We start from the raw sequence: 25,141 nt of genomic DNA on the forward strand, positions 1-25,141 counted from the left end.
GCCGCGTTGAATGGACGGATGGAGCCAGAACATGCACTTTTCGAACATCGATGGCATCCGCTCGTACAGCCTGTTTGGCGAGTCGCAGCACCTGCCCGATGTGCTGCACTGCGAGACGATTGCTGAGCGCTCGGTGCTGCACGACTGGGAGCTGGCCCCGCACCGGCACACGCGGCTGCACCAGGTGCTGCTGATCGAATCGGGCAGCGGCGTGGCACATTTGGATGGCGAGCAGCACACCCTGGCGGCCGGTGCGCTCATCAACGTGCCGCAGGGGCATGTGCACGCATTCCGCTTTACGCAGCACACGCAGGGCTGGGTGGCCACGCTGGCCGATGAATTGATGGACGAGATTTTTGTGCGCGTGGGCGATGTGCGGCGCGACCTGGCGCGGCCCGCTGTGGCGCCTGCGCAGCCGGAACTGCACCAGGCCATGAGCCAGGTTTGGCAGGAGTTCTCGGGCCGCGCCAAGGCGCGTGCGCTGGTGCTGCGGGGCCTGAGCGCCACGCTGCTGGGCTGGGTGGCGCGGGCCATTGAAGACCACAGCCCGAGCGACACCGCTGCACCAGAGTCCAGCCTGGTGCAGCGGCTGGAGGCGCTGATCGAGGCGCACTTTCTGGAGCACTGGCAGGTGGCGGACTATGCGCGTGCGCTGGCCGTGTCGCCCACGCACCTGAGCCGCGTGGCACGGGCTACCACGGGCGTATCGGCCCAGCGGCTGATTGAAGCGCGGCTGATGCGCGAGGCGCGGCGCAACCTGGCCTACACCCACCTGGGCGTGGCCACAATTGCCTACACGCTGGGCTATGCCGACCCGGCGTACTTCACCCGCGCCTTCACGCGCGATGCAGGCTTGTCGCCGCGCAGCTTTCGCGCACAGGTGGCAGCATCGAGCCCGGGCCGCATCACGTGAGCCCGGTGACACGCTGCTGACACTGCGCTGTCAGCAGGCCGCCGCGACCATCAAGGCTTCTTTTTTGACTTTGCACACACAAGGAGCCTTTGCATGAAAAACGCCATCACCTGGTTTGAAATCCCCACCACCCAACTCGACCGCGCCCAGACTTTTTATGAAGCCGTGCTGGGCCAGCCCCTGCGCCGCGAGAACATGGGGCCCAGCGAAGGTGCTGTGTTTCCCTACGACGGCGCAGCAGACGGCGTGGGCGGCGCGCTGATGATGGGCCCAACGGCACCGCAGGTATCGGGCAGCGGCACACTGGTGTACCTGGACGCATCGCCATCGCTCGACGCCGCGCTGGACCGCGCGGTGGCCCAGGGCGGCCGCGTGGCCCTGCCGCGCCAGGCGCTGCCACCGGGCATGGGGTTCTTTGCGCACATCCACGACCTGGATGGCAACCGCGTGGGTTTGCACGCACTTTCTTGAAGAAGGGACAACCGCATGGAAACACAGGAACTGCACCGGGGCCGGCTGATTGACCACATCCAGCTCGTTGTGCGCGATCTGGCGGCCAGCCAGGCGTTTTACACAGCCGCTCTGGGGGCGCTGAAGGTGCCGATGGGTGGCGCGGACGAGGGCTATTTCTGGGCGGACGAGCTGTTTGTGTCGTCAGCCGACAGCCTTGCTGCGCAAGGCCACCTGACCGGCCGCACTCACCTGGCCTTTCAGGCGCAGGACCGGGCGATGGTGGATGCCTTCTACCGAGCAGCACTGGCCCACGGCGGCACCGACAACGGCGCACCGGGCGAACGCCCCTACCACCCGGGCTACTACGCCGCGTTTGTGCTGGACCCGGATGGGAACAACATCGAGGCCGTGTTCCACGGCGACGCGCAGCGCAGTGCGGCGTCGGTGAAGATCACGTTCTGAGGGGTGGATCAGCCCGCCTCCGGGCGGGCCAGGCCGCGCAGCGGGATGGGCGTGGAGAACACGATGGACGTGCGCGTTTCGCCATAGCCGTTGATGTCGCCCAGAAAGCGCTCCAGATCGGGCAGGTCGCGCGCCACGACCTGCATCACGTACGAGTCGTTGCCGCTGACATGGTGGCATTCGAGCACCTGGGGCGACTTGAGCAGCTTGTCGATCAGCGCCTTTTTGCCGGGCTGCGGCACGTTGATGCCCACCACGGCGCGCACGCCGTAGCCAACCTTGGCGGGGTCGATGTCGGCATGCACGCCGCGCACCACGCCCGCCTCTTGCAGGCGGCGCAGGCGCTCGAGCGTGGCGGGCACCGACAGGCCCACGGCCTCGGCCAGCTCCTTGAGCGAGGCGCGGCCATCGGCCTGCAACGCGGTGATCAAGCGCCAGGCTTTGTCATCCACTTCCATAAAAGCCTTTATCGATTGGCACAGAAAAAACCGAAACCAATTTCTGGATTCGCCGAATTTTCTGCATTCTCCACCGCCCGCCGCCGACCTAGCATCGGTGCATGGACTTGACCTCAATCACCGTGTTTCTGCAAGCCGCCGTCATCGGCGTGCTCATCGCGGCCCCCGTGGGCCCCATTGGCCTGTTGACCATGCAACGCACCCTGGAGCGGGGCCTGGCGGCCGGGCTGGCCACCGGCCTGGGCGCGGCTACGGCCGATGCGGTGTATGGCGCCGTGGGCGCCTTCAGCGTGCGCTGGCTCATCGATGGGCTGACCCAGGCCAAGACGCCGCTGGCGCTGGGCGGCGGCGCACTGCTGCTGGTGCTGGCCTGGCGCACCTGGCACGCGCCGGTGGCCCACACCGCCGCCCCGGCCCGCGATGCACGGGGCCTGCTGGGCCTGGCGGCGGGCACGTTTGCGCTGACGCTGGCCAACCCGGCCACCATCGTGTCGTTCATTGCGGTGTTTGGCTCGCTGGGGGCGGGTCGGCCCAGCCTGCCGTCGCCGCTGTGGATGGTGGCGGGCGTGCTGGCGGGCTCTGCCGCGTGGTGGCTGCTGCTGACCGGCGCGATTGCCTACCAGCGGCAGCGCTTTACGCCCGCCTGGCGTCTGCGCATCAACCGAGCGTCGGCCCTGCTGCTGGGCGGGTTTGCGTTGTGGCAGTGGGGGCAGCTGATCTAAGTACCCCTGCGCTGCTGACTGAGATGCTGCAAAGGTACTGACACTGCGGTGTCAGCAGCACGCCCGCACCATCGGTGGCTTCTTTGACCCGGAGCTTTTCTCATGACCGACGCCGTGCTGCAACACCCCCTTTGGCCGGATGCCGAGCCTGCGCGCAGCGACATGCCTGTGTCGGCAGCGCCCCCCGCAGCCACCGCGCGCCGCAACTGGATTGCCGTGGCATGCGCCCAGCACGCCCGCCGGGGCTGCGCCACGCCTGGCGCGGGCTACATGCAGGTGTGCCATGGCAAGGTTGCGCCGCTGCAGCGCATACGGCCCGGCGACCGCGTGGCGTACTACGCGCCCACCATCACGATGGGTGGCAAGGACCGGCTGCAGGCGTTTGTTTCCATCGGCATCGTGTTGCCGGGCGCGCCGTATGCGTTTGACATGGGCGGCGGGTTTGTGCCGTCGCGGCGGGACGTGGCCTATGTGCCTGCGCGTGAGGCGGCGATTGCGCCGCTGCTGGACGCGCTGGAGTTTGTGGACGACCGCCAGCGCTGGGGCAGCAAGTTTCGGTTTGGGTTGTTTGCCGTGAGCGACCGCGACATGCGCCTCATTGCACAAGCGATGGAGGCAGATGCTGCCTTGCTGCATTGGGCATAGCGGCACGCCAACGGACGGCAAACACTGACCGCCCTCCAGAAGGTGCGACGTGGGGCTGGCAGCTGCCGACGCAGCCCCTCAACACACGGCCATCAACGCATCCACAACCCTTCGTTGGGCCGCGCTCAGTGCGGCATAGCCTTCGCGCATCATGCGCAGCACGATCACGTGGATTTCCATTTCGGCATTGGGCATGGTGTTCTCCTTGGAGGAAGTCTTCTTCGGCCACCGAGCAGGCGGGCCGAGGGATCACGGTGCATGTTGCAGGCCCGCAGACCCACTAGCACCCTGGCCTGCCCCACCATGGACCAGGCCCCATGCCACTGTGCCAACGTGGCACGGGGGCAATGCGGCGATGTGAGGGGAAATGGCGGCGCTGTTTATGTCCCACGGGGCCATCGATGGCCCACAGGCGCGGCAGTGCCAGGCTGCCTTCAGCTTCAATCACTCCTGTTTTTATAGCTGTCAGCGCTTATTCATCAAGCGCTAGCGGCCAAAAACACTAAAAATCAAGGATGCGCAGGCCCTGCCCGCACACGCGCCAGCGCCTCGGGCACATCGCGCCACGCCGGGCGTCCGGGGGCGTAGCGCTGGCGCATGTAGCCCGCCAGCTCGGTGATCTGCGCGTCGCTGAGCGCGTGGCCAAAGCCGGGCATGAAGCCGATGTCGCGCGCGGCGGGCTCGCGGATGCCGTGCACGATGACCTGCAGCAGGTTGTCGGGCCGGTCGCTGTGCAGGTTGCTGTTGAGCGCCAGAGGCACGTTCACGCCCAGCAGGCGCGGGCCGTCGCCGTCGTGGTGGCAGGCGGCGCAGGCGCCGTCGAACAGGCGCTGGGCCTGGCCGGGTTGCGGCGCCAGCGCAGCGGCCTGGGCCACGGCGGTTTGGGCGCGCTGCAGCGGGTCAGGCACAGTCAGGGTGGCTGGCTGGGTAGCCGCTTCCGCAGCGGTGAACGAGGCCAGGTAGCCCGCCATGGCGCGGATGTCGTCGTCGGGCAAATGCGCCAGCTCGCGCACCACGGGCGCCATGGGGCCGGAGGCGCTGCCGTGTTGCGGGCTGTGGCCGTGGCGCAGGTAGCCATACAGTGCATCGGCCGTCCAGGGCACAGGCGCCTTCGACAGGCCGGTGAGCGCGGGCGCCTCCCAGCCATCCACCATGGTGCCCGAGAGGAATGCAGCCCCTCCCAGCTCGGCCCCCAGCGCATTGCGCGGCGTGTGGCAGGCGCCGCAGTGGCCCACGCCTTGCACCAGGTAGGCTCCCCGGTTCCATTCGGGCGGGCGGGTCGGGTCAGGTTGGAAAGGGGTGGCGTCGTGGAACAGCGCGTTCCAGCCCGCCATGAGGGGGCGCACGCTGAACGGGAAGGCCAGCTGGGTCTTGGGCACCTCGGCCCGCACCGCGGGCTGTGCCATCAGGTAGGCGTACAGCGCGGTCAGGTCGTCGTCGCTCATCTTGGCGAACGATGTGTAGGGGAACGCGGGGTACAGGTGCTTGCCGTCACGCGAGATGCCTTCGCGCATGGCGCGCTGGAAAGCGCTGAAGGACCACTGGCCGATGCCGGTCTCGGCGTCGGGCGTGAGGTTGGTGGTGTAGACCTTGCCGAATGGCGTTTCCATGGCCCGGCCGCCCGTGTTGAGCGTGCCGCCTGGAGCGGTGTGGCACACCACACAGTCGCCCGCAGCGGCCAGCAGGCGGCCCCGCTCGATGGTGGCGGCGTTGTAGACCGACGCGCCCGCCGTCTGCACCACGGGCGCGATGGAGGGGCGCCAGCCCAGCAGCGCTGCGCCCATGGCGATGCCACCAGCGGCCAGTGCAAGGGCACGCGCCCAGGGGCTGCGTTTTGCGGGCCACGTGGCGCTGGCAGGTACGGCGGGTGCAGGAAGTTCCAGCGTGGGCAGCACCTCGGCTTGCTCGGGCGATGGAGTGCTGCCCGCAGCCGCTTGACCTGCGCCGCCGGGCAGTGGGTTGAGCCCGGCGCGCACCACCTCGGGCGTGAAGGGCGGTGCACGGAATCGCACACCCGTCGCATCAAAAATCGCGTTGGCAATCGCCGCCGTGCCCGGCACGGACGACGACTCGCCGGAGCCCAGCGGCGCCTCGTCCTGCCGGGGCATGTGCATGACCTCGATGACCGGCACCTCGCGGAAGCTCAGGATGGGGTAGCTGCCCCATTCGCGGTTGTCCACGGCCTGCTTGACGGGCTCGAACGTCACCTGCTCCTTGAGCGCACGGCTGGTGGTCTGCAGCACGTTGCCGTGCACCTGCTGCTCCACACCGGCGGGGTTCACCATCAGGCCCGCGTCGTGCCCCACGACCACGCGGCGCACATGCACCTCGCCGGTCTTTTTGTTGACCTCTACATCGGCCACCCAGGCGGCCCAGGCAGCGCCAAAGCCGGGCCATTTGCTGTGGATGTAGCGGGCATAGGCAAAGCCCTGGCCCTGCACCCAGTCACCATCCAGCTCGCGCTGCTGCGGGCCGGTGCGGCGAATCCAGCCCGCCTTTTCGGCCGTGGCCTGCACCAGCTCGGCGGCGCGCGGGTCGTTCAGCAACTGCAAGCGGAACTGCACCGGGTCCACCCCCGCCGCCGTGGCCAGCTCATCCACATACGACTCGTGCGCAAACGAATTGGGCAGCGCCGACACGCCGCGCAACCACGATGCGCGCACGATGGGCGGCATGTCGTTGACGGCCACGCGCAGGTTGTCGTACTGGTAGGGCGGGCGCGCGGTGCGGTCGCCCATCTCGTAGGCCTGGGCCACGGGCTCGATGGTGCGGGTGAGCAGCAGGGCCAGCGTGGGCGCGCCGTTGGAGGGGTAGGACGTTTCAAAGTCATACGCCGCCACGGTGCCATCGGCCTTGAGCCCGCCGCGCACCTGCATGAGCTGCGCCGTGCCCTTGGGCTCCCACAGGTGCTCCTGCTCGCGCGTGAGCTGCACGCGCACCGGGGCGCCCACGGCGCGCGAGAGCAGCGCGGCATCGGCCGCCACATCGTCGGCACCGTTGCGGCCGTAGCAGCCTGCGGCCTCCATGCGGATGAGGTCGATGTCCACATCGGCCAGGCCCACCAGGCGGGCCAGGTCGGCGCGCAGCACATGAGGGTTCTGCGTGCCAGCCCACACCGTCATTCGCGGGCGGCCCGTGCTGTCATCACTGCGCCATTCGGCCACCGCGCACGATGGGCCGATGGAGCCATGCATCTGGTACGGCCACACATAGGTGCGCGGCATGGGCTGGCCGTCGGCAGACAGCGCGGCCAGGGCGCCCTCCACATCGCCCTCGTCCACCAGGCGGCGCTGGGTGGCGGGGTTGGCGCGGATGGCTTGTTCCAGCGCCTCGGCGCTGTCCTGGCGCGGAAAGCCGGGCCAGTCCTTCCAGCGCACTTTCAAATCGCGCAGCGCCTGCTCGGCCTGTTCCTCGCGCTCGGCGACGATGCCCACGAAGTCGCGGATCACCACCACGGCGCGGATGCCGGGGACGTGCGCGATGGACTGCTGGTCCACCGATTCGAGCGTGTTGCCGATGAAGTCGCCGTGGTCGGCCCCCGCATAAGGCGGGCGCACCACGCGGCCGTGCAGCATGCCGGGCACGCGCATGTCGTGCACAAACACCAGCTCGCCGCTGACTTTAGCGGGGATGTCCACGCGCGGCACGGATTGGCCGACCAAGGTGTAATCGGCGGCGGCCTTGGTGGGCGTGCCATCCACCAGCTCCAGCGTGGTGTGTGCGCCCACCAGCAGCGCGCCGTAGGCCACTTGGTGCGATGGGTCTGCAGTGACCTGCACCATCCCCGCACGCACCTGCAATTGATCCACCGGCACGCCCAGCCGCTCTGCGGCCTGCGCCACCAGCCAGTGGCGCGCCTGCGCGGCGGCGGTGCGCAGGGGCATGGCGTGGATCTGGATGGAAGCACTGGCGATGGTGGCGCCCTGGTTGGGCGCGCGGGTGGTGTCGCCCAGCACCATGTTCACCTGGGCCAAAGGCACATCCAGCTCTTCGGCCACGATCTGCGCGAGTGCGGTGCGGATGCCGGTGCCCAGGTCCACATGGCCGTTGAGTGCGGTCACGCTGCCGTCGTCCCACACGGCGATCAGTATCTCCACGCCCTCGGCCGGGTTGCCCGCCACCACGGCGGGCTGGCCCTTGACGGGCGGTGGCGCGGGCGGTGGGTTGCGCACCACCAGCAGCACGCCCTGGGCGGCATGGAAGTCGGCGCGGGTGAGCGGGCTGTGGGAGCGCAGGGGCGCGGCGTTGTCAGGTGTGGCGCTCATGCCTGGGCCTCGCGCATCAGCTGGGCCGCGCGCAGCACGGCGCGGATGATCTCGACATGCGTGCCGCAGCGGCACAGGTTGCCCGACAGCTCGCGGCGCACGGCGGCTTCGTCGGGGTCTGGGTCGCGCTCCAGCAAGGCCACGGCCATCATCACCATGCCGTTGAGGCAATAGCCGCACTGCGCGGCCTGCTCATCCACAAAGGCCTGCTGCACCGGGTGAAGACCTTCGGTGCGGCTGCAGCGGCCGGGCAGGCCTTCCAGCGTGGTCACCTCGCGGCCTGCCACGCCCTGCGCCGGGATCACGCAGGCCCGCGCGGCAATGCCGTCCACCAGCACCGTGCACGCCCCGCACTGCCCCAGGCCACAGCCGTATTTGGGGCCGTTGAGCGACAAGTCATTGCGCAGCACGTGCAGCAGCGTGGCGTGGGTGGAGGTACTTGCTGGCAAGGCACAAGGCTGGCCGTTGACGACCATGGTGTGAAGCGAAGCGGGCGCGTGCATGTCTCTTTGGGGTGCCCTCAGCGCCGCAAACTGCCGGTGCGCGTGTACATCTCCAGATCCACAAAGTTGGAGCCATTGTGGTTGCCCGGGCCATACTGCAGCGGAAAGTCACCGATCTTGGTGGTGCCCATGTCTTCCATGGCCTTGATGAAGCCTTCACGCGTGAGCGCTTTGCCCGCGCGCTTGAGACCCTCCACAAACACGCGGGCGGCAATGTAGCCCTCCAGCATGGTGTAGCTGTCGATCTTCTCGCCCGCGTCGACGCGGTCCTTGCGGTAGTCCGCCACGATGGGCAGGCGGCTGGCCTGCGGCGAGGGCACGATGCTGGCCGTGACCAGCCCTTCGATGCCGCCGTTCAAGCGCTGCGCAGAGCCCGGCGCATCGGTGATGCCCACCGATATCGTGTACAGCGGCGAGGCGCCGCCCCCGGCACGGTAGTCGCGCAGGAACACCTCCACCATCTTGCCCGCCATGATCATCACCACCGCACCAGGCTGCGCCTTGGTGAGCGAGGCCACCTGGGCCTTGGCGTCGGTGGCGGCGATCTCCATGGGCACGGACTCCACCACCTTGACCTTGAGCCCCTGTGCAATCTGCAGGCAGGTGTCGAGGTTGGATTTGCCAAATGCGCTGTTCTGGTAGATGACCGCAATGTTGTGGATGCCCAGCGTGGCCAGGTGCCCCACGATCTTGCGAAGTTCGGCCTCGTAGCTGGCGCGCACGTGGAACAGGTAGCGGTTGTGGTTGGTGCGAAACGATGTGGTGCCGACCAGCGGGGCAAACATGGGCACACCGGCCTTCTCGGCAATGGGCATGGCAGCAATCAGGTTGCCCGTGGCGACATAGCCGATGAGAGCAAACACCTTGTCTTCGTCGATGAGGCGCGTGGTGTTTTCTGCGGTCTTCTTGGGGTCGTAGGCGTCGTCATGGGAGACAAGCTCCAGCGTGCGCCCCAACACTCCACCGGTCTTGTTGACCTTGTCGAAGTAGAGCGCAATGCCCGCCTTGTAGTCCACCCCAAAATCCTTGGCAGGGCCGGTGAACACGGCCGACTGCCCCACCTTGATGCGGGTGTCCGTCACTCCGGTCTCGGCAGCGGCCGGCCCCGCCCAGGCCCATCCCGCTGTTGCCACCAGCCCCGCCATGGCAGTCCGGCGGTCGATGCATCCATCCTCCACTCCTCGACACTTCATGTAGTGCTCCTTACATCAAAGGCGCCAGTTTCGGGGCTTGTGCTCGCATCGCGCAAGTGTTTGAAGAGGTGTTTTTTGTAACCAACAGCACCCGTGTGCGGCGCACCACATCGCACGGCTGCGCAGGTGCATCACACGCTCAGGTAAGCGCGCCGCACCTCTTCGTTGGCGGCCAGCTCTTCCATGCTGGCTTGGTAGCGGATCTGGCCCTTTTCGAGCACATAGGCGCGGTCGGACACCAGCTCGGCAAAGTGCATGTTCTGCTCGGACAGCAGAATGCTGACGCCCTGCTCCTTCAGCTCCAGGATCATGTGCGCCATCTGCTCCACGATCACGGGGGCCACGCCTTCGGAGGGCTCATCCAGCAGCACCAGGTAGGGGTTGCCCATGAGCGTGCGCGCCACGGTGAGCATCTGCTGCTCGCCACCACTCATGCGGCCGCCGGGGCGCTGGGGCATCTCGCCCAGGTTGGGGAAGAGCTTGAACAGGCGCTCGGGCGTCCACACCGGGGCGGCCGTGCCGTCGGGCCAGGTGCGGGCGGGCTGGCGGCCTACCTCCAGGTTCTCCATCACCGTGAGGTCGGTGAACACGCGGCGGTCTTCGGGCACAAAGCCCAGGCCCAGGCGCGCGGCTTCGTGCGGGTCGCTTTTGGAGATGTCCTTGCCCATGAACTGGATCTGGCCCTTGCGTTTGGCCAGCATGCCCATCAGCGTCTTGAGCGTGGTGGACTTGCCGGCGCCGTTGCGGCCCATGAGGGCCACGACTTCGCCCCGGCGCACGTCCAGGTCCACGTCATACAGGATTTGCGCCGCACCATACCAGGCCTGCAGCCCTTTGGCCTGCAGCAGCAGCTCTTTGGGTTCGTTGGTCGTCATGCTCATGCGGCCTCTGCAGCAGCGGCTGCCGTTTTTTTCTCGAAGGTCTTGCCGGTGCCGAAGTACACCTCCTGCACCTTGGGGTGGTCACGCAGCTCCAGCGGCTTGCCCTCGGCAATGAGGCGCCCGCGCGCCAGCACGATCATGCGGTCGGCATAGGCAAACACCACGTCCATGCTGTGCTCGGTGAAGAGCACGGCCATGTTGCGGTCGATCACCAGTTGCTTGGTGAGCGCCATGAGTTCGTTGCGCTCCTTGGGCGCCATGCCGGCGGTGGGCTCGTCCATGAGCAGCAGCTTGGGGCTGTTGGCCATCGCGATGGCCAGCTCCACGCGCTTCACATCGCCATAGGCCAGCACGCTGCAGGGGCGGTCGGCCTGCGACTTCATACCCACCTGGTCCAGCAGCGCCAGGGCCTCGTCGCGCTTGTGGTCTGCCGCCTTGCGCCACATCGCAAACAGGCGGTTGTCGTTGGAGATCAGTGCCATCTGCACGTTCTCCACCACCGTGAGCGATGCAAAGGTTTCAGCGATCTGAAAAGTGCGGCCCACGCCCATGCGCCAGATGTCGCGCGGCTTGCGGCCCACCAGCTCCTGGCCATTGAGCTGGATGGAGCCTGCATCGGCAGGCAGCTGGCCGTTGACCATGTTGAAGGTGGTGGACTTGCCCGCGCCGTTGGGGCCGATCAGCGCCAGCAGCTCGCCGGCAGCCAGCTCGAAGTGGATGCCATCCACCGCCTTGACGCCGCCAAAGGACTTGCCCAGGCCAGAGACTTTGAGCAGGCTCATGCCGTGCCCTCCTTCGTGTTCTTGGCTTCGCGCTTGTTGTCAAAGATTTGCTTGATGGCGCCCGCAATGCCCTGCGGGAACAGCAGCACCAGGATCAGGATGATGGCGCCCAGCATGGCGCGCCAGTAGTCGGTGTTGCGCGCCACGGTGTCGTGCAGCCAGGTGAAGGTGACGGCGCCCACCACAGGGCCCGCCAGCGTCTGGATCCCGCCGAGCAGCACCATGACGAGGCCATCGACCGAGCGGCCCACATGCAGCGTCTCGGGCGAGATGCTGCCTTTGGAGAACGCGAACAGCGCGCCACCCAGGCCCGCAAACAGCCCTGCGATCACGAAAGCCGTCCACTGCATGCGCTTGACGTCAATGCCGATCGCATCGGCCCGGAGCACGGAATCCCGCCCTGCCCGCAGCGCATAACCAAACGGCGAGAACAGCACCCGGCGCAACAGCAGCACACCACCCACCACCAGGGCCAGCGTGAGGTAGTAGTAGTTGCGCTTGTCTGACAGCCACTCGGCAGGCCATACGCCCGTGAGGCCATTGCTGCCGCCTGTGAAGCCGTCCCACTGGTAGCAGATGGCCCAGGTGATCTGGGCAAACGCCAGCGTCAGCATGGCCAGGTAGACGCCCGACAGGCGCACGCAGAACCAGCCATAGAGCAGGGCGCCCGCCGCCGCCGCCAGCGGCGCCAGCACCAGCGCCAGCTCCATGGGGATACCCGCCGAGCGCACCAGCAGCGCTGCGGCATAGGCGCCCAGGCCAAAGTACGCAGCGTGGCCGAACGAATGCATGCCCGCCGGGCCCATGATGAAGTGCAGGCTGGCCGCAAACAGCGCGGCAATCAGCAGGTCGATCATCAGCACCGTGAGGTATGGCGAGCCCGTGGTCAGCAACGGCAACAGCACCAGAGCAACCACCAACGCCGCGCCACCGAGCTTGAACCAGCGCTCGGGCTGGCGCAGAGGCGCCTCGGGCAGGCCGGTGTTGCGGCTCACGCCCTGCGGCTTGCCCATGAGGCCCCAGGGGCGCCAGACCAGCACCACGGCCATCACCAGAAACTCCACCACCAGCGTGAGCTTGGAGAACGACACGCTGAAACCGAAGATGTCCACCACGCCCAGCCAGATGCAGATGGCCTTGATTTCGGCGATCAACAGGGCCGCGACATAGGCGCCCGGAATGGAGCCCATGCCCCCCACCACGACCACCACAAACGCTGCGCCGATGGTGTTGAGGTCCATCTCCAGCGTGGCGGGTTCGCGCGGCAACTGCAACGCACCGCCCAGGCCCGCCAGCAGCGCGCCCAGGGCAAACACCGCCGTGAACAGCCAGGCCTGGTTCACGCCCAGGGCGCTGACCATTTCGCGGTCTTGCGTAGCAGCGCGCACCAGCGTGCCCCAGCGTGTGCGGGTGAGCAGCAGCCACAACAGGCCCAGCACCACCGGGCCTACGACGATCAGAAACAGGTCATACGAAGGGAACTGCCGCCCCAGGATGTTGACCGAGCCCGACAGCCCCGGCGCGCGCGGGCCCAGCAGTTCTTCCGGCCCCCAGAACCACAGCGCTGCGTCCTTGATGACCAGCACCAGTGCAAACGTGGCCAGCAGCTGGAACAGCTCGGGCGCCTTGTAGATGCGGCGCAGCAGCACCACCTCCACCAAAGCGCCCAGCGCCCCCACCACCACCGCCGCCAGCAGCAGCGCGGGCCAGAAGCCCAGGCCGGTGCCCAGCTTGGCCACCAGCGAATAGGCCACGTAGATGCCGACCATGAAGAACGAGCCATGCGCAAAGTTGACGATGCGCGTGACACCGAAGATCAGCGACAGCCCGGCGCCCACCAGGAACAGCGAGGAGGCCCCCGCCAGTCCGTTGAGCAGCTGAACGATAAAACTCGAAAAACTCATTCCACATCCTTCGGGGTCACGGCAAGGTCCATCCCTGCAGGTCGGCGCCTGCGCTATGGTTCAGAGATCAGGGGCAGTTGGCAGGGAGGGAGCCCTCCCCGGCCTTGCGCGGCCGTCAGTCGGCGGGGCGCATTTTCTTGACTTCGTCGTTCGAGGGCTGGACTTTGCTGCCATCCACATAGCGGTAGTCCACCATCACACCCTTGCCGCCTTCGTTCTTGGTGCGGCCCACATAGCCGCCCATCGTGGACTGGTTGTCCTCGGGGCGGTAGGTGATGCGGCCAAACGGCGTGGGCACCTGCAAGCCCTTGAAAGCTGCCACGAGTTTTTCAGTGTCGGTGGAGCCGGCCTTCTTCATGCCTTCGGCCAGCGACTTGATGGCGCTGTAGCCCACGATGGAGCCCAGGCGCGGGTAGTCATTGAACTTGGCCTGGTAGGCAGTCTGAAAGGCCTTGTGCTCAGGCGTCTGGATGCCGTACCAGGGGTAGCCGGTGACGATCCAGCCGTTCGGCGCTTCGTCCTTGAGCGGGTCCATGTATTCGGGCTCGCCCGTCAGCAGGCTGACCACTTCACGGCCCTGGAACAGGCCACGCGTGTTGCCTTCGCGCACAAACTTGGACAGATCGGCACCGAACAGCACGTTGAAGATCGCATCCGGCTTGGCGTCGGCCAGGGCCTGCACCACGCTACCCGAATCGACCTTGCCCAACGGGGGCGCCTGCTCGGCCACAAACTCCACATCGGGCTGGGCCGCCTTGAGCAGCTGCTTGAACGTGGCCACGGCCGACTGACCATACTCGTAGTTGGGGTACACCAGCGCCCAGCGCTTTTTCTTGAGGGCCGCTGCCTCGGGCACCATCATCGACACCTGCATGTACGTGGAGGGACGCAGGCGGTAGGTATAGCGGTTGCCGTTTTGCCAGACGATCTTGTCGGTCAGTGGCTCACCGGCCAGGAAGAAGAATTTCTTTTGCTTGGCAAAGTCGGTCAGCGCCAGCCCGATGTGCGAGAGGAACGAGCCCGTGAGCACATCGACCTTTTCGCGCGACACCAGTTCTTCGGCAGCGCGCACGGCGTCGCCAGGGTTGGCGTTGTCGTCGCGGATGATGAGCTGGACCTTCTTGCCCAGCACCCCACCCGATGCGTTGATCTCATCGACCGCCAGCTCCATGCCTTTCTTGTAGGGCTCCAGGAAGGCGGGTTGCGCCTTGTAGCTGTTGATCTCGCCAATCTTGATGACATCCTGGGCGTGCACCACAGGGGCCAGCGTGAATGCCAGCGCGGCTGCGGCCGTGGCACGCATGAGGTTTCGTCGCATCGTCATGGGGAAACTCCTGAAAGGTGGGTTGGGGAAGGGGAACTGGTGAGACTGCTCGGGATGGTAGTGCGCGCTCAGATCAGCGCAGTCCATCCTCGCCTTTGATTTCGGAGGCCTGAAGACCGCCAATGCGCGCCAGCGGACGGCCGCTGTCGGTCACGACGATGGCGACCACGATTTCGTTGGCGCGGGGGGCGTCGGCCACGCGGGCCTCCATGGCGTCGAAGTGGCTGCGCACATAGGCGGCATCCTTGTGGCCCAGGGGCACGTCGATGGCGGTGCCCAGGCCGCCGATCTTCTTGCTGGACGGCACCAGGGCAGCGCCTTTCTCGACCGCCACACGCAGTGGCGCCCCCAGCTTGGGGTGCAGGATGGCGGCGGCATGCTCCAGCTCGCCCGCCTCGCCCACGATGGCGGCCTTGCCGTAGCTCTGTGCCTGGCCAGGTTCAATGCCCAGGGCTGCGACGCAACGGGCACCCAGCAGTGCGCCCAGCTCTTCACCGATGGCCACGAGTTCGTCGAGGTTCTCGACATAGCGGCCCGCGCAGGGGTTCTCGATGACGGCCATGGCCAGGGCTTTGCGCACAGGCGGCTGTACGTCGCGCCCCATCTCCACGCGGACTTCGTCGGTTTGAACAATGATCTTCCGGATCTTGGCGGGCATGTGTGGGTCTCCTCGGGTCTTGGGTTGGCAGTGGATCAGCGCAGGCCGTTCCACTGGCTGATGTCTGCGGCCTTGAGGCCTCCAACGCGTGCATGGATGCGAGCGCCGGTGGACATGGCCAGGATGAAGACGATTTCATCCGATGTGGGTGCGCCGGGCACCCGCACTTCGATGGCATCGAAATGGCTGCGCACGTAGCTCGCGTTGATGTGGGTGAGCGGCACATCGAGCGCCGCGCCGGGGCCGCCCACCTTCTTGGTGGAAGGCACGATAGACAGTGCATTGGCGGGTTGCCCGGTCTTCTCTTCTGCAAGGCCTTTGGCGTAGGCGTTGCGGTCGCCCTTCCAGCCCAGCAGCTCGCGCATGGCATAACCACCGGGCACATGCCACAGCGCACCGTGCTCCAGCTCGCCAGCCGCCCCCACGATGGCGCCCTTGCCGTAAGTCTCGATGCGCTCGGCGGGCACAGCCATGGCCTTGAGCAGGCGCTGGGCCATGTCCAGCCCCACGTCCTGCAGGGCATCCATCATGGGGAGGATGTCGGGTTCGTACCGGCCCGCAAACGGGTTGGTCAGCACCGCGCCGATGGCACCACGCAGCAGCGGCACCTCAGCCACCGGCCCGAATTCGTGCCGGATTTCCTCAAGATGGGTGAAAACGCGTCGTATCTGGATCATTTTGGAGACCTGTGCAATTCGTTAAGCAAATACTGAACCAACTTCCGATTTCATCACCGCTTGTGGGGACCACACAGCACCGGCCAGGGCTTGCGGTGCTGCGGTCGCCAGAAACTGCCCCTGGCACGCCAGCAGCGCAAACCACAGCAGGCCGCTGGACTGCAATTCTTGCGCTTTTTGCAACCCCTGCTGCAAAGCCCGGCGAACCTGCTCTTCGGGCAAGTCAGGCACATCCACGGTGACAGGAATGGCACCCAGGTCACTGTCGTCCCGCACCAGCCACGCAGGCATGCGACCAATGCGCGCGTCCTGCACATTGACCGCATTGGCCACAATGGTCGCTGCCGCATCGGCCTGCGCGGCCGTGCGCGCCAGCACCGTGACGCTGTCCGCAATGCCCAGCGACTGGCTGCGCCCGCGCCACCCACTGGTGGCCACACCGCGCACCGGCATGGCGCTGTCGATGCAGATCTGCCCATCCAGCACCAGACCGTTGCGCAACTGTGCAGCATTCAGTGCGGCGATGTCAGCGTACACCCCCACCGTGACCGACTGGCCGGGCGCCAGGTGCAGCGCAATGTCGCCCCCATTGTTGACCCAGGCGCGGTCTATGCCCTGCTGGTCGTAGCACGCCAGAATTTCCTGGGCCACCGCACCCGCCACCGCAGCCATCGACGTGATGAAGCCTGCGCGGTAGGGGCTGCAGGCCGCCCACATGCGACGCGCCACCACGCCCTGCAACGCGCAGCGCTCACCCACCGGCGCCCGCAGGCCTGGGAGTTCACTCACCAGCTCCTGCAGCAGCCCTTCAAAACGTTGCCAGGCGCGCTCGTGCGCGTGGGTCACGGCGTCGTGCGCCCCTTCGGCCTGAAGGATGAGGTCCATCGGGCCATGCTGGAAGTGCCAGCGGCCGTCGGAAAGGAGTTTGCGGCAAGCGTTCACAGCGCGGCTCACTCAGCCTAGCAGGGGTGGGCGGCCCAGCGGCCACGGATTGGCCGCAGGCAAGGTCTGCCACACGCGCGCCTGCGGCGCACCGTCGTTGTGCCACGCACCGCGCTCCAGCACTTCGCGCAGGCTGCGAATTTGTTCGGTGTGCCCGCCCAGCGCTTCGTAGTCCGCGCGGCGCATGCTGAACTCGATGGGCGCCACGATGGCGGGGGTGGGCACGGTGCCAAAGCTGTTGTCCGGCATGCGCAGCACGTCGGCCATCACGGTGATACCGCCGCCCGGCCACACATAGGCGGGGGCACCGCCACAGGTCACATTGACCAGCGCGTTCTTGATGGAGCGCGTGAGCAGCACCGGGTTCTCGGTGACCCCTGCGCGCAGGCTGCCGCCCGCACCACCGAGGAACAGCACAGACGCCAGCGAGGGCTCGCAGTTTTCGCCGATGCGGTCCACGATGCGGCGCACCTCGACAGGCATCTCGGCTTCCACCGGATTCAGTTGCTCGTCCAGCACGTACCAGGATGCGTGCTCCCCCGTGGTGGAGGTCATCAAGAGGCGCAACCCCGGCCAGGCGACGGATTCGTCCCAGCCCTCGATGATGGACAGCGGGTCGGCAATGTCGGTGCCACCCCAGCCGGTGCCCGGATTCGCCACCTGAAAATAGCGGCCCGGCGTGGACTTGCGCCCGCGCATCTGGATGCCCGAGGGTTTCATGTCCAGACAGCGACCCGCCTGATGCTCGGTGAGCACGCCGGTGATGTGGTCGTCCACCACCACCACCTCGTCGGCATGGCCGAAGAACTGGCGCGCAAAGATACCAATGGCCGCAGAGCCGCAGCCCACGCGCATGCGCTGTTCAGCCACACCGTTGACGATGGGTGCGCGCCCGGCCTGGATCACGAGCTGCGAGCCGCCGTCGATGGTGAACTCCACGGCCTGCTTGTTGCCCAGCGCCTGCATCATCTCAGCGGTGATGCGGCCCTCCTTCTTGGTGCCACCCGTGAGGTGGTGCACGCCGCCGAGCGACAGCATCTGCGAGCCGTATTCCGCCGTGGTCACGTGGCCCACCACCTCGCCCTTGCAACGCACGTTGGCCTGCTCGGAGCCGAGGAATCGATCGGTGTCGATCTTCACCTTGAAGCTGCAGTAGCTGAAGATGCCCTCAGTGACCACCGTGACCATGTCCACCCCATCGGTTTTGGAGCCCACGATGAAGGGCGCCGGCTTGTAGTCGGGGTAGGTGGTGGATGAGCCCACGCCCGTCACGAACACCTCTTCAGACAGCAGCAGATCGCCGTTCCATGCGGGTTCTGGAGTCACCTCGGTCTCAGCGCCTTCTGCAGCGGGGGCGCGGCCCGCAAACGGCACCAGTGTGGCCTCGCCCGTTTCCAGCGTCTTGCGCAGCAACACCACCGGGTCAAGCCGCACAAGCACACCCGCCTGGTTGGCGTAACGGTCGCAAGCACCTGCGCGGCCTTCGGAGATCTGGCACAGCACCGGGCACGCATTGCACTCGACCTTGGCAGCGTTCATGCGCTCGTTGCGGGGCCGGGCGCGCTCGAGCACCTGCGGCAGATCTGGCGCATCCATGCCCGGCAGCCCATCGGTCTTGGTGTGTTCAGTCATCGTGGCAACCCATTCATTGCTTTGTTGCAAGTGCTTGTACGCGCTCTGCATTTTGTGTAGCATTCACTTAACTTAAATGTTGTGAACACTACATTTGATGTCAATGTAGCGGAATCAACCAGACTCTGCAATGGTGTTTTCGCACCCCCAAAAACGGTGCACGAGGAGCCCCAAAATGACGCACGTTGTGACGGACGCATGCATTCGGTGCAAGTACACCGACTGCGTCGATGTGTGCCCGGTCGATTGCTTCAAGGAAGGGCCGGAATACCTGGTCATTGACCCGGACGAATGCATCGATTGCGCGGTGTGCATTCCCGAGTGCCCGGCCAATGCGATCTATGCCGAAAACGACCTGCCCGAGGGCATGGAAATCTTCCTGCAGTTCAACAAAAAGCTGGCGCCCACGCTGCCCACAATCACCAAAAGAAAAGCGGCTTTGCCAGATGCGGAACAATGGAGGGTTGTGAGCCACAAGCTTTCAGGCCTGAACATTGCGCTGTAGAGCGCTTGGGGCCCTGAATCTGAGCCAGCTTCAGCCAGATTTCTTATTTGTTTCCAACTTTTCCATCTAACGCACCATGAGCGCCTTTCTTGACGAACGCGTCCTGACGGTCCACCACTGGACGGACCGACTTTTCTCCTTCACCACCACGCGCGACACCGCGCTGCGCTTTTCCAACGGGCATTTCACGATGATTGGCCTGCGTGGCGAAAACGGCAAACCCCTGCTGCGCGCCTACAGCATCGTGAGCCCCAACTACGAAGAGCATCTGGAGTTCCTGTCCATCAAGGTGCCCGACGGCCCATTGACCTCCCGCCTGCAGCACATCAAGGTGGGTGACACCATCGTGGTCGGCAAGAAGCCCACTGGCACCCTGCTGATCGACTACCTGCTGCCCGCCAAGCGCCTGTACATGCTGTCCACCGGCACGGGCGTGGCCCCGTTCCTGAGCCTGATCCGCGACCCGGAGACTTATGAGAAATTCGAGGAAGTCATCCTGGTGCACGGCGTGCGCGAGGTGAAGGAGCTGGCCTACCACGACTACATCACGCAGGAGCTGCCGCAGCATGAGTTCCTGGGCGAGATGGTCACCAAGCAGCTCAAGTACTACCCCACCGTGACGCGCGAGCCCTTCAAGCACCAGGGCCGTGTGACCACCGTGATCGAAAACGGCCAGCTGGCGCGCGACCTGGGCCTGCCCGCGCTCAACCCCGTGGAAGACCGCGTGATGATCTGCGGCAGCCCCGAGATGCTGCGCGACCTCAAGCACATGATGGAAGAGCGTGGCTTCAAGGAAGGCAACACCACGAAGCCTGGCGACTTCGTGATCGAACGCGCGTTCGCAGAGCAGTGATCCCCCGGCGGCCCCCCGCACCGGGGGACCGCCTCATCCACCAGGACCCGCCATGTCTGCCACTCCCACCAAGACCCGGACCGCGTCCCCCCGCGCAGCCTCTGCCCGCAAGACGGGCGTGCGCGAGCAGGCCGCACAGACCACGCGCGACAACATCCTGAAGGCGGCGACCAAGGTGTTCGCCCGCTACGGCTACGAAGGCGGCAGCGTGGAGAAGATCTCCAAGGCGGCCAAGTCCTTCGACCGGATGATCTATTACTACTTCGGCAGCAAGGAAGGCCTGTTCATCGAGGTGCTGGAGGAAACCTACCGGCGCATGAACGACGCGGAATCCAAACTGGACCTGGACACCGCCAAACCGGTGGAGGCGCTGCAGGCGGTAATCCGCTTTGTGGTGGGCTACTACCGCAAGAACCCCGAGTTCATCACGCTGCTCAACACTGAGAACCTGCACAAGGGCAAGCACATCTCCAAGTCGATGCGCGCCCGTGAATACTCGTCGCCCGCCATCGAGGTGATCCGCCGCGTGCTCGAAAGCGGCCAGACGCAGGGGCTGTTCCGCAAGGATGTGTCGGCGCGCGATGTATACCTGCTGATTGCCGCCACGGGCTACTTCTACATGTCCAACCGGCACACGCTGTCGGCCTTTCTGGGCGAAGACCTGGAGACGCCCGACGCGCTGGCGCACTGGGAATCGTTTGTCATCGACAGCGTGCTGCGCACTGTGGCGCCCGGCCCCAGTCTGCCCAAGGGCAGGGTCGCAGCGGCCTGAATCAACAAGAGATTTTTCCCTGCGGGGTGCCGCGTGGTGCCCCGCCCACCACCCCACGAGGAGAATCCATGGCAGAAGCAGCAGCAGGCGGCAAATCGGGCAAGGTCGTCATCCAGAACATCGGTCTTTTGTTGTCGGGCGACCTGGACCGGCCCATCCTCGACGCCGACACCATCGTGGTGAATGATGGCCTTATCGTGGCCGTGGGCCGCTACAAGGACTGCGACACCGACCACGCCAACACCGTGATCGACGCACGCCAGACCTGCGTGGCGCCGGGCCTGATCGACAGCCATGTACACCCCGTGTTCGGAGACTGGACGCCGCGCCAGAACCAGATCGGTTGGATCGACTCGACCATGAACGGCGGCGTGACCACCATGGTGTCGGCCGGTGAAGTGCACCTGCCCGGCCGCCCCAAGGACATCGTGGGCCTGAAGGCCCTGGCCATCACCGCGCAGCGCTCGTTCGACAACTTCCGCCCCGGGGGCGTGAAGGTGATTGCAGGCGCCCCGATCATCGAGAAAGGCATGACCGAACAGGACTTCAAGGACCTGGCCGATGCCGGCGTGACGCTGCTGGGCGAGGTGGGCCTGGGCTCCGTCAAGGCGGGCTACGAGGCCAAGCAGATGGTGGCGTGGGCACGCAAGCACGGCATCCAAAGCACCATCCACACGGGCGGGCCGTCCATCCCAGGCTCGGGCCTGATCGACAAGGACGTGGTGCTGGAGGCCGATGCCGACGTGATCGGCCACATCAACGGCGGCCACACTTCCCTGCCCTGGAAGCACGTGTGCGAGCTGTGCGAAAAGTCGTCCCGCGCGATCGAACTGGTGCACAACGGCAACGAGAAGATCGCCATCCAGGCCGCGCGGGCGGCCATCGAGCTCAAGTGCCCGCACCGCGTGATCCTGGGCACCGACGGCCCGGCGGGCTCGGGCGTGCAGCCCCTGGGCATGCTGCGCATGATTGCGCTGATATCGAGCTTTGCCGACATCCCCGCCGAACTGGTGTTCTGCTTTGCCACGGGCAACACGGCGCGCATCCGCAACCTGAACTGCGGCCTCATCGAGGTAGGCCGCGCGGCCGACTTCGTCTTCATGGACCGCGCCCAGCACACGGCTGGCGCCACGCTGCTGGAAAGCGTACAGCTGGGCGACATCCCGGGCATCGGCATGGTGATGATCGACGGCCTGGTGCGCTGCGGGCGCAGCCGCAATACACCACCCGCGACCGAGATCCCGGTGGTGCTGTAGCCCACGCTTATCCCACAAAAAAGCCCGCAATCAGCGGGCTTTCTGTTGGGAGAGGTGCGGTCGAATCAATACGTGTCCGCCACTCGCACCGCGCCGGGCTGTGCACGCGGGTAAGGTTCTTCAGCGCGCATGGCGGCGCCATCGTCCACGCGGAAGCCCTTGCCCTGCAGCACGACGGGCGTGCCCACGGCGGTGGGCTGTGCGCGGGTGAAGCGGCGCACCGAGCCGTCTTCCATGCGCACCGCGATCTGGTAGACCGTCTGCGTGCGCGTACGCTCTTCCACCTTGTGGCCCACGTAGCCGCCACCCACGGCGCCCAGCACAGTGGCGGCCGTACGGCCCGAGCCCTTGCCCACCTGGTTGCCCACCACGGCCCCCAACACACCGCCCGCCACCGCCCCCACGCCTGTGGCCGGGGCCGCCTGCTGCACTGCTTGCACCGACTCGACGCGGCCGCAGGTAGCACACAGGGGGGCCTGTGCGGCAGTGCGCAGCGGTGGCTGCTGCTGTGGCTGGTATTGCTGCGGGGGATGCCCGGCATAACCTTGCGAAGCTGCGGGCGGTTGATTAGCTACTCTATTAGTAGCAATATTTCTATTATCAACAAGCGCTGGTGCCGGTTTTTGTTGCAAATTCTCAGCTCTTGGCGCTCCTGACGCAGGCTGCGCCGTCATGGCCAAGGGTTGCGCGTCGGCGGCGGACTTGCCCGCGTTCTGCACCACCAGGGTCGTGCCCAGCGCCACCACACTCACGCCCAGCACGCCGATAGCGACCCACAGCCACTTGAGGGAAGGGCTGGCCGCGCCGCCAAGGGCGCCAGCCTGTGCCACAGGAACGGCGGAAGTGTGGGTGGAAGGCGAAACGATAAGACTCATGATTTTTCTCCGAAAGATCCAGAAAGCTCTGGATGAATGGCCGCCAGCGTAACCAGCCAGCCCGGAAATCCGGGCGTAGCGTCTGTAAAGGACGTAAGAACCTGTTTAAGAACCAGCCTATTGCGGCACATGCAGACGCCCCCGCGCTGCAGGTAGCGCACCCAGCTCCTGGAAAGCCCGGGCGCAGCTGGCTGAAAACAACAGCACCGCCGACGAGAAATAGATCCACATCAGCAATACAACCAGCGACCCGGCTGCGCCATAGGCCGACACCACAGCCGCCGTGGCCAGGTACCAGGCCAGCAGCTGCTTGCCCACCGTGAACAGCGTGGCGCCCACCACGGCCCCAGCCATGATGCAGCGCGGCGGCGGCTTGGCCCCGGCGCCAATGCGCATCAGGCCCACAAACAGTGCCACGGCAAATCCAAAGGCCACCACTTCATTGACCAGCTGCATGGCCGGTGCCAGCGGCGCCAGCGCCAGGCGCGAGCCCGCCCAGCCCGCCAGCAGGTGGATCAGCGTGGACAGCGCCAGCGACACCAGCAGCAAAAAACCCAGCGCCAGCACATAGGCCAGCCCCCGCAGGCGCAGCGACGCCATGCGCCACCAGGCGGCCCGCTGCGGCACAGGGCCTTCGCCGCGCCACAGGTGCTCCAGTGCCGACTGCAACTCGACAAACACCCCGGTGGCGCCTGATACCAGCACCACAAACCCCACCAGCGATGCCAGCCGCCCCTCGGCCGGGGCCTGCGCACTGGCCATCGCCTGCCGCACCACGTCGGCCACCTGCTGCCCCATCACAGCCTGCACCTGCGCGATGAGATTGCTTTCCAGATAGCTGCGGTCCATCCACCAGCCCAGCACCCCCACCAGCAACAGCAACAGGGGCGCCAGGCTGAGCATGCCGTAGAACGACATGGCGGCGCTCATGCGCAGCCCGTCGGCGTCCAGCCAGAGTGTGGTGGCGCGCCAGAAAGGCTGGAGCAGGGTCCACACGGGTTTGACAAGGCGCAGTGCGCGGCGCTTCAAGGAGGGTGCTGCCATATGCGGCTAGCCTACGGCGGCAGCCTCCTCGCGTCCACCCGCGTTTCGCTGCAACTGCGGTAGGCCCGATCCCACATCGATCCCATAGCCCCTTGCAACAGTGGCCCTGCCTGTTGCCCAGGTGACCCGCCAACCTCCACGCGCGCGGATATTCTCAGTGCCGACACCCATCCACCCGGAGACACCGCCCCATGCACCCCCACGCCTTTACCCACCTGCGCGCCGCACTCCAGACCCACGTCGACCAGGGTCTGCTGCCCGGCGCAGTGGCCCTGGTGCACCACCAAGGGCGCACGGTGCTGCACGAAGCCGTGGGCGCCCAGCGGCCCGGGGCAGGCGCGCCCGCCATGGCGCCCGACACCGTGTTCCGCATCTATTCCATGACCAAACCCATCGCCTCGCTGGCGGCGCTGATGCTCATGGAAGAAGGCCACCTGCTGCTGTCGCACCCTGTCTCGCACTACCTGCCGGCTTTTGCAGGCCAGCGGGTGTACGACGAAGCCACCGGCACCACCGCCCCCCTGCAGCGCGAAGCCACGGTGCACGACCTGCTGCGCCACACCGCAGGGCTGAGCTATGCGTGGGAGGCCGGCACGGTGCCCGACCAATACCGGGCGGCCCGCGTCGGCTCGCGGCGCCACAGCAATGCCGAGCTGGTGGCCGCGCTCGGCCCGCTGCCGCTGGTGCACCAGCCTGGCAGCCGCTGGGAATACAGCCGCGCCACCGATGTGCTGGGTGCGGTACTGGAGGTGGTCGAAGGCGAGAGCCTGGGCACCCTCCTGAAACGCCGTATTCTGGAACCCCTGGGCATGCACGACACCGGGTTTTCGGTACTGCCCCACCGCTTGGCCGACCTGGCCGAGCCGTTCGCGCGCGACCCGCAGACCGGGGCCGAGGTGGCGTTGATCGATGTCTCGGCCCCGCCCGCGTTTGAATCCGCTGGCGGCGGGCTGGTGTCCACCGCCAGCGACTACGCACGCTTTTTGCAGCTGATGCTGGGCCAGGGCACCGTACAAGGCCCGGACGGCCACACCATCCGCCTGGCCAGCCGCGCCACCGTCGGTTTCATGACCGCCGACCATCTGGGCGGCATCCCCACAGCGGGCGACATCCTGCCCGCAGGCTACGGCTTTGGCCTGGGCGTGGCCGTTCGCAAGGCCACCGGCCTGGCATCCAGCCCCGGTTCGGCAGGCACCTACAGCTGGAGCGGACTGGGCGGCACCTTCTTTTTGGTAGACCCTGCCGAAGACCTGTTCGCCATCCTGCTCACCCAGGCGCCGGGCCAACTGCGCACCCTGTGCGAGCTGTATCCGGCGCTGGTGTACGCGGCGCTTTGATGAGCACACCTCCTTGAGGAGCTGCGTCCCAGGCCGGGGCAGCGCCAGCTGCAACCGCTGCGCATGGCAACGGAGGCCACGGCTT

At 66.5% G+C, this 25,141-nt stretch carries 24 protein-coding genes; 10 read left to right on the plus strand and 14 right to left on the minus strand.

Annotated features, from left to right (window positions below):
• The first annotated feature begins 31 nt into the window (after positions 1-31).
• From ACODS0_RS05160 to ACODS0_RS05170, 3 genes are all read left to right on the plus strand, one after another.
• Complete coding sequence (locus tag ACODS0_RS05160; RefSeq protein ID WP_488833312.1) at positions 32-913, plus strand: helix-turn-helix domain-containing protein; 882 nt, start codon at positions 32-34, stop codon at positions 911-913.
• A gap of 93 nt (positions 914-1,006) precedes the next feature.
• Positions 1,007-1,384, plus strand: a complete 378-nt coding sequence (locus ACODS0_RS05165; protein WP_488833314.1) for a VOC family protein — start codon at positions 1,007-1,009, stop codon at positions 1,382-1,384.
• A gap of 15 nt (positions 1,385-1,399) precedes the next feature.
• Entirely contained in the window at positions 1,400-1,828 is a 429-nt protein-coding gene (locus ACODS0_RS05170; RefSeq protein ID WP_488833317.1) for a VOC family protein, read from the plus strand.
• Between the two features lie 8 nt (positions 1,829-1,836).
• Here the strand turns inward: ACODS0_RS05170 and ACODS0_RS05175 are convergent, their stop codons facing one another.
• The gene (locus ACODS0_RS05175; protein WP_488833319.1) at positions 1,837-2,286 is read right to left on the minus strand and encodes an Lrp/AsnC family transcriptional regulator; all 450 of its coding nucleotides are present in this window, start codon (positions 2,284-2,286) and stop codon (positions 1,837-1,839) included.
• Between the two features lie 101 nt (positions 2,287-2,387).
• On the opposite strand from ACODS0_RS05175, the gene ACODS0_RS05180 reads away from it, so the two are divergent.
• Positions 2,388-3,008 carry a LysE family translocator gene (locus tag ACODS0_RS05180; RefSeq protein ID WP_488833322.1) on the plus strand — a complete coding sequence of 207 codons (621 nt, stop codon included), beginning with the start codon at positions 2,388-2,390 and terminating at the stop codon, positions 3,006-3,008.
• 102 nt (positions 3,009-3,110) lie between these two features.
• Positions 3,111-3,653 carry an EVE domain-containing protein gene (locus ACODS0_RS05185; protein WP_488833326.1) on the plus strand — a complete coding sequence of 181 codons (543 nt, stop codon included), beginning with the start codon at positions 3,111-3,113 and terminating at the stop codon, positions 3,651-3,653.
• A 509-nt stretch (positions 3,654-4,162) separates the two neighbouring features.
• Here ACODS0_RS05185 and ACODS0_RS05190 read toward each other — a convergent pair.
• The 11 genes from ACODS0_RS05190 to ACODS0_RS05240 form a co-directional block, all read right to left on the minus strand.
• Positions 4,163-7,918, minus strand: a complete 3,756-nt coding sequence (locus ACODS0_RS05190; protein ID WP_488833328.1) for a molybdopterin cofactor-binding domain-containing protein — start codon at positions 7,916-7,918, stop codon at positions 4,163-4,165.
• Positions 7,915-8,421 (minus strand): (2Fe-2S)-binding protein, encoded by a 507-nt coding sequence (locus tag ACODS0_RS05195; RefSeq protein ID WP_487261622.1) that lies wholly within the window; start codon positions 8,419-8,421, stop codon positions 7,915-7,917. Before ACODS0_RS05195 ends, ACODS0_RS05190 begins: the two co-directional genes overlap by 4 nt.
• A 17-nt stretch (positions 8,422-8,438) precedes the next feature.
• Complete coding sequence (locus ACODS0_RS05200; protein ID WP_176887866.1) at positions 8,439-9,614, minus strand: ABC transporter substrate-binding protein; 1,176 nt, start codon at positions 9,612-9,614, stop codon at positions 8,439-8,441.
• Between the two features lie 131 nt (positions 9,615-9,745).
• Entirely contained in the window at positions 9,746-10,489 is a 744-nt protein-coding gene (locus ACODS0_RS05205) for an ABC transporter ATP-binding protein (RefSeq protein ID WP_488833892.1), read from the minus strand.
• A 2-nt stretch (positions 10,490-10,491) separates the two neighbouring features.
• Positions 10,492-11,277: an ABC transporter ATP-binding protein gene (locus tag ACODS0_RS05210; protein WP_176887865.1), complete on the minus strand. Its 786-nt coding sequence runs from the start codon at positions 11,275-11,277 to the stop codon at positions 10,492-10,494.
• Positions 11,274-13,181 carry an ABC transporter permease gene (locus ACODS0_RS05215; protein ID WP_487261620.1) on the minus strand — a complete coding sequence of 636 codons (1,908 nt, stop codon included), beginning with the start codon at positions 13,179-13,181 and terminating at the stop codon, positions 11,274-11,276. The genes ACODS0_RS05210 and ACODS0_RS05215 overlap by 4 nt, the downstream gene beginning before the upstream one ends.
• 115 nt (positions 13,182-13,296) lie before the next feature.
• Complete coding sequence (locus ACODS0_RS05220; protein WP_055398805.1) at positions 13,297-14,505, minus strand: ABC transporter substrate-binding protein; 1,209 nt, start codon at positions 14,503-14,505, stop codon at positions 13,297-13,299.
• A 73-nt stretch (positions 14,506-14,578) separates the two neighbouring features.
• The gene (locus ACODS0_RS05225; RefSeq protein WP_274106096.1) at positions 14,579-15,163 is read right to left on the minus strand and encodes an amino acid synthesis family protein; all 585 of its coding nucleotides are present in this window, start codon (positions 15,161-15,163) and stop codon (positions 14,579-14,581) included.
• 35 nt (positions 15,164-15,198) lie between these two features.
• On the minus strand, positions 15,199-15,840 hold the full coding sequence (locus ACODS0_RS05230) for an amino acid synthesis family protein (RefSeq protein WP_121507904.1): 642 nt from the start codon (positions 15,838-15,840) through the stop codon (positions 15,199-15,201).
• 21 nt (positions 15,841-15,861) lie between these two features.
• Positions 15,862-16,782 carry a UPF0280 family protein gene (locus ACODS0_RS05235; RefSeq protein WP_488833337.1) on the minus strand — a complete coding sequence of 307 codons (921 nt, stop codon included), beginning with the start codon at positions 16,780-16,782 and terminating at the stop codon, positions 15,862-15,864.
• Positions 16,783-16,794: 12 nt separating this feature from the next.
• Positions 16,795-18,414: a 6-hydroxynicotinate reductase gene (locus tag ACODS0_RS05240; protein WP_488833338.1), complete on the minus strand. Its 1,620-nt coding sequence runs from the start codon at positions 18,412-18,414 to the stop codon at positions 16,795-16,797.
• Positions 18,415-18,589: 175 nt separating this feature from the next.
• Between ACODS0_RS05240 and fdxA the strand changes: the two genes are divergently transcribed.
• The 4 genes from fdxA to ACODS0_RS05260 all read left to right on the plus strand — a co-directional run bounded on the left by fdxA (position 18,590) and on the right by ACODS0_RS05260 (position 21,800).
• Complete coding sequence (gene fdxA / locus ACODS0_RS05245; protein ID WP_488833341.1) at positions 18,590-18,919, plus strand: ferredoxin FdxA; 330 nt, start codon at positions 18,590-18,592, stop codon at positions 18,917-18,919.
• A 76-nt stretch (positions 18,920-18,995) separates the two neighbouring features.
• Positions 18,996-19,772: a ferredoxin--NADP reductase gene (locus ACODS0_RS05250; RefSeq protein ID WP_055398734.1), complete on the plus strand. Its 777-nt coding sequence runs from the start codon at positions 18,996-18,998 to the stop codon at positions 19,770-19,772.
• A gap of 52 nt (positions 19,773-19,824) precedes the next feature.
• The gene (locus ACODS0_RS05255; RefSeq protein ID WP_121421900.1) at positions 19,825-20,544 is read left to right on the plus strand and encodes a TetR/AcrR family transcriptional regulator; all 720 of its coding nucleotides are present in this window, start codon (positions 19,825-19,827) and stop codon (positions 20,542-20,544) included.
• Between the two features lie 68 nt (positions 20,545-20,612).
• Positions 20,613-21,800: an amidohydrolase family protein gene (locus ACODS0_RS05260; protein ID WP_488833345.1), complete on the plus strand. Its 1,188-nt coding sequence runs from the start codon at positions 20,613-20,615 to the stop codon at positions 21,798-21,800.
• 65 nt (positions 21,801-21,865) lie between these two features.
• Here ACODS0_RS05260 and ACODS0_RS05265 read toward each other — a convergent pair whose 3' ends face one another.
• The gene (locus ACODS0_RS05265; protein ID WP_488833346.1) at positions 21,866-22,675 is read right to left on the minus strand and encodes an outer membrane lipoprotein; all 810 of its coding nucleotides are present in this window, start codon (positions 22,673-22,675) and stop codon (positions 21,866-21,868) included.
• A gap of 117 nt (positions 22,676-22,792) precedes the next feature.
• On the minus strand, positions 22,793-23,719 hold the full coding sequence (locus ACODS0_RS05270) for a YihY/virulence factor BrkB family protein (RefSeq protein ID WP_121421897.1): 927 nt from the start codon (positions 23,717-23,719) through the stop codon (positions 22,793-22,795).
• Between the two features lie 191 nt (positions 23,720-23,910).
• Between ACODS0_RS05270 and ACODS0_RS05275 the strand changes: the two genes are divergently transcribed.
• Positions 23,911-25,056, plus strand: coding sequence for a serine hydrolase domain-containing protein (locus ACODS0_RS05275; RefSeq protein WP_488833349.1), 1,146 nt, complete (start codon positions 23,911-23,913; stop codon positions 25,054-25,056).
• Positions 25,057-25,141 lie beyond the last annotated feature (85 nt).

It is taken from the genome of Acidovorax sp. FG60 (assembly GCF_057808995.1).

Excerpts from the sequence above, each read along its gene's own strand:
- ACODS0_RS05160 (WP_488833312.1), top strand. The coding sequence starts at position 32 with ATGCACTTTTCGAACATCGATGGCATCCGCTCGTACAGCCTGTTTGGC.
- ACODS0_RS05165 (WP_488833314.1), top strand. The coding sequence starts at position 1,007 with ATGAAAAACGCCATCACCTGGTTTGAAATCCCCACCACCCAACTCGAC.
- ACODS0_RS05170 (WP_488833317.1), top strand. The coding sequence starts at position 1,400 with ATGGAAACACAGGAACTGCACCGGGGCCGGCTGATTGACCACATCCAG.
- ACODS0_RS05175 (WP_488833319.1), bottom strand. The coding sequence starts at position 2,286 with ATGGAAGTGGATGACAAAGCCTGGCGCTTGATCACCGCGTTGCAGGCC.
- ACODS0_RS05180 (WP_488833322.1), top strand. The coding sequence starts at position 2,388 with ATGGACTTGACCTCAATCACCGTGTTTCTGCAAGCCGCCGTCATCGGC.
- ACODS0_RS05185 (WP_488833326.1), top strand. The coding sequence starts at position 3,111 with ATGACCGACGCCGTGCTGCAACACCCCCTTTGGCCGGATGCCGAGCCT.
- ACODS0_RS05190 (WP_488833328.1), bottom strand. The coding sequence starts at position 7,918 with ATGAGCGCCACACCTGACAACGCCGCGCCCCTGCGCTCCCACAGCCCG.
- ACODS0_RS05195 (WP_487261622.1), bottom strand. The coding sequence starts at position 8,421 with ATGCACGCGCCCGCTTCGCTTCACACCATGGTCGTCAACGGCCAGCCT.
- ACODS0_RS05200 (WP_176887866.1), bottom strand. The coding sequence starts at position 9,614 with ATGAAGTGTCGAGGAGTGGAGGATGGATGCATCGACCGCCGGACTGCC.
- ACODS0_RS05205 (WP_488833892.1), bottom strand. The coding sequence starts at position 10,489 with ATGACGACCAACGAACCCAAAGAGCTGCTGCTGCAGGCCAAAGGGCTG.
- ACODS0_RS05210 (WP_176887865.1), bottom strand. The coding sequence starts at position 11,277 with ATGAGCCTGCTCAAAGTCTCTGGCCTGGGCAAGTCCTTTGGCGGCGTC.
- ACODS0_RS05215 (WP_487261620.1), bottom strand. The coding sequence starts at position 13,181 with ATGAGTTTTTCGAGTTTTATCGTTCAGCTGCTCAACGGACTGGCGGGG.
- ACODS0_RS05220 (WP_055398805.1), bottom strand. The coding sequence starts at position 14,505 with ATGACGATGCGACGAAACCTCATGCGTGCCACGGCCGCAGCCGCGCTG.
- ACODS0_RS05225 (WP_274106096.1), bottom strand. The coding sequence starts at position 15,163 with ATGCCCGCCAAGATCCGGAAGATCATTGTTCAAACCGACGAAGTCCGC.
- ACODS0_RS05230 (WP_121507904.1), bottom strand. The coding sequence starts at position 15,840 with ATGATCCAGATACGACGCGTTTTCACCCATCTTGAGGAAATCCGGCAC.
- ACODS0_RS05240 (WP_488833338.1), bottom strand. The coding sequence starts at position 18,414 with ATGACTGAACACACCAAGACCGATGGGCTGCCGGGCATGGATGCGCCA.
- fdxA (WP_488833341.1), top strand. The coding sequence starts at position 18,590 with ATGACGCACGTTGTGACGGACGCATGCATTCGGTGCAAGTACACCGAC.
- ACODS0_RS05250 (WP_055398734.1), top strand. The coding sequence starts at position 18,996 with ATGAGCGCCTTTCTTGACGAACGCGTCCTGACGGTCCACCACTGGACG.
- ACODS0_RS05255 (WP_121421900.1), top strand. The coding sequence starts at position 19,825 with ATGTCTGCCACTCCCACCAAGACCCGGACCGCGTCCCCCCGCGCAGCC.
- ACODS0_RS05260 (WP_488833345.1), top strand. The coding sequence starts at position 20,613 with ATGGCAGAAGCAGCAGCAGGCGGCAAATCGGGCAAGGTCGTCATCCAG.
- ACODS0_RS05265 (WP_488833346.1), bottom strand. The coding sequence starts at position 22,675 with ATGAGTCTTATCGTTTCGCCTTCCACCCACACTTCCGCCGTTCCTGTG.
- ACODS0_RS05270 (WP_121421897.1), bottom strand. The coding sequence starts at position 23,719 with ATGGCAGCACCCTCCTTGAAGCGCCGCGCACTGCGCCTTGTCAAACCC.
- ACODS0_RS05275 (WP_488833349.1), top strand. The coding sequence starts at position 23,911 with ATGCACCCCCACGCCTTTACCCACCTGCGCGCCGCACTCCAGACCCAC.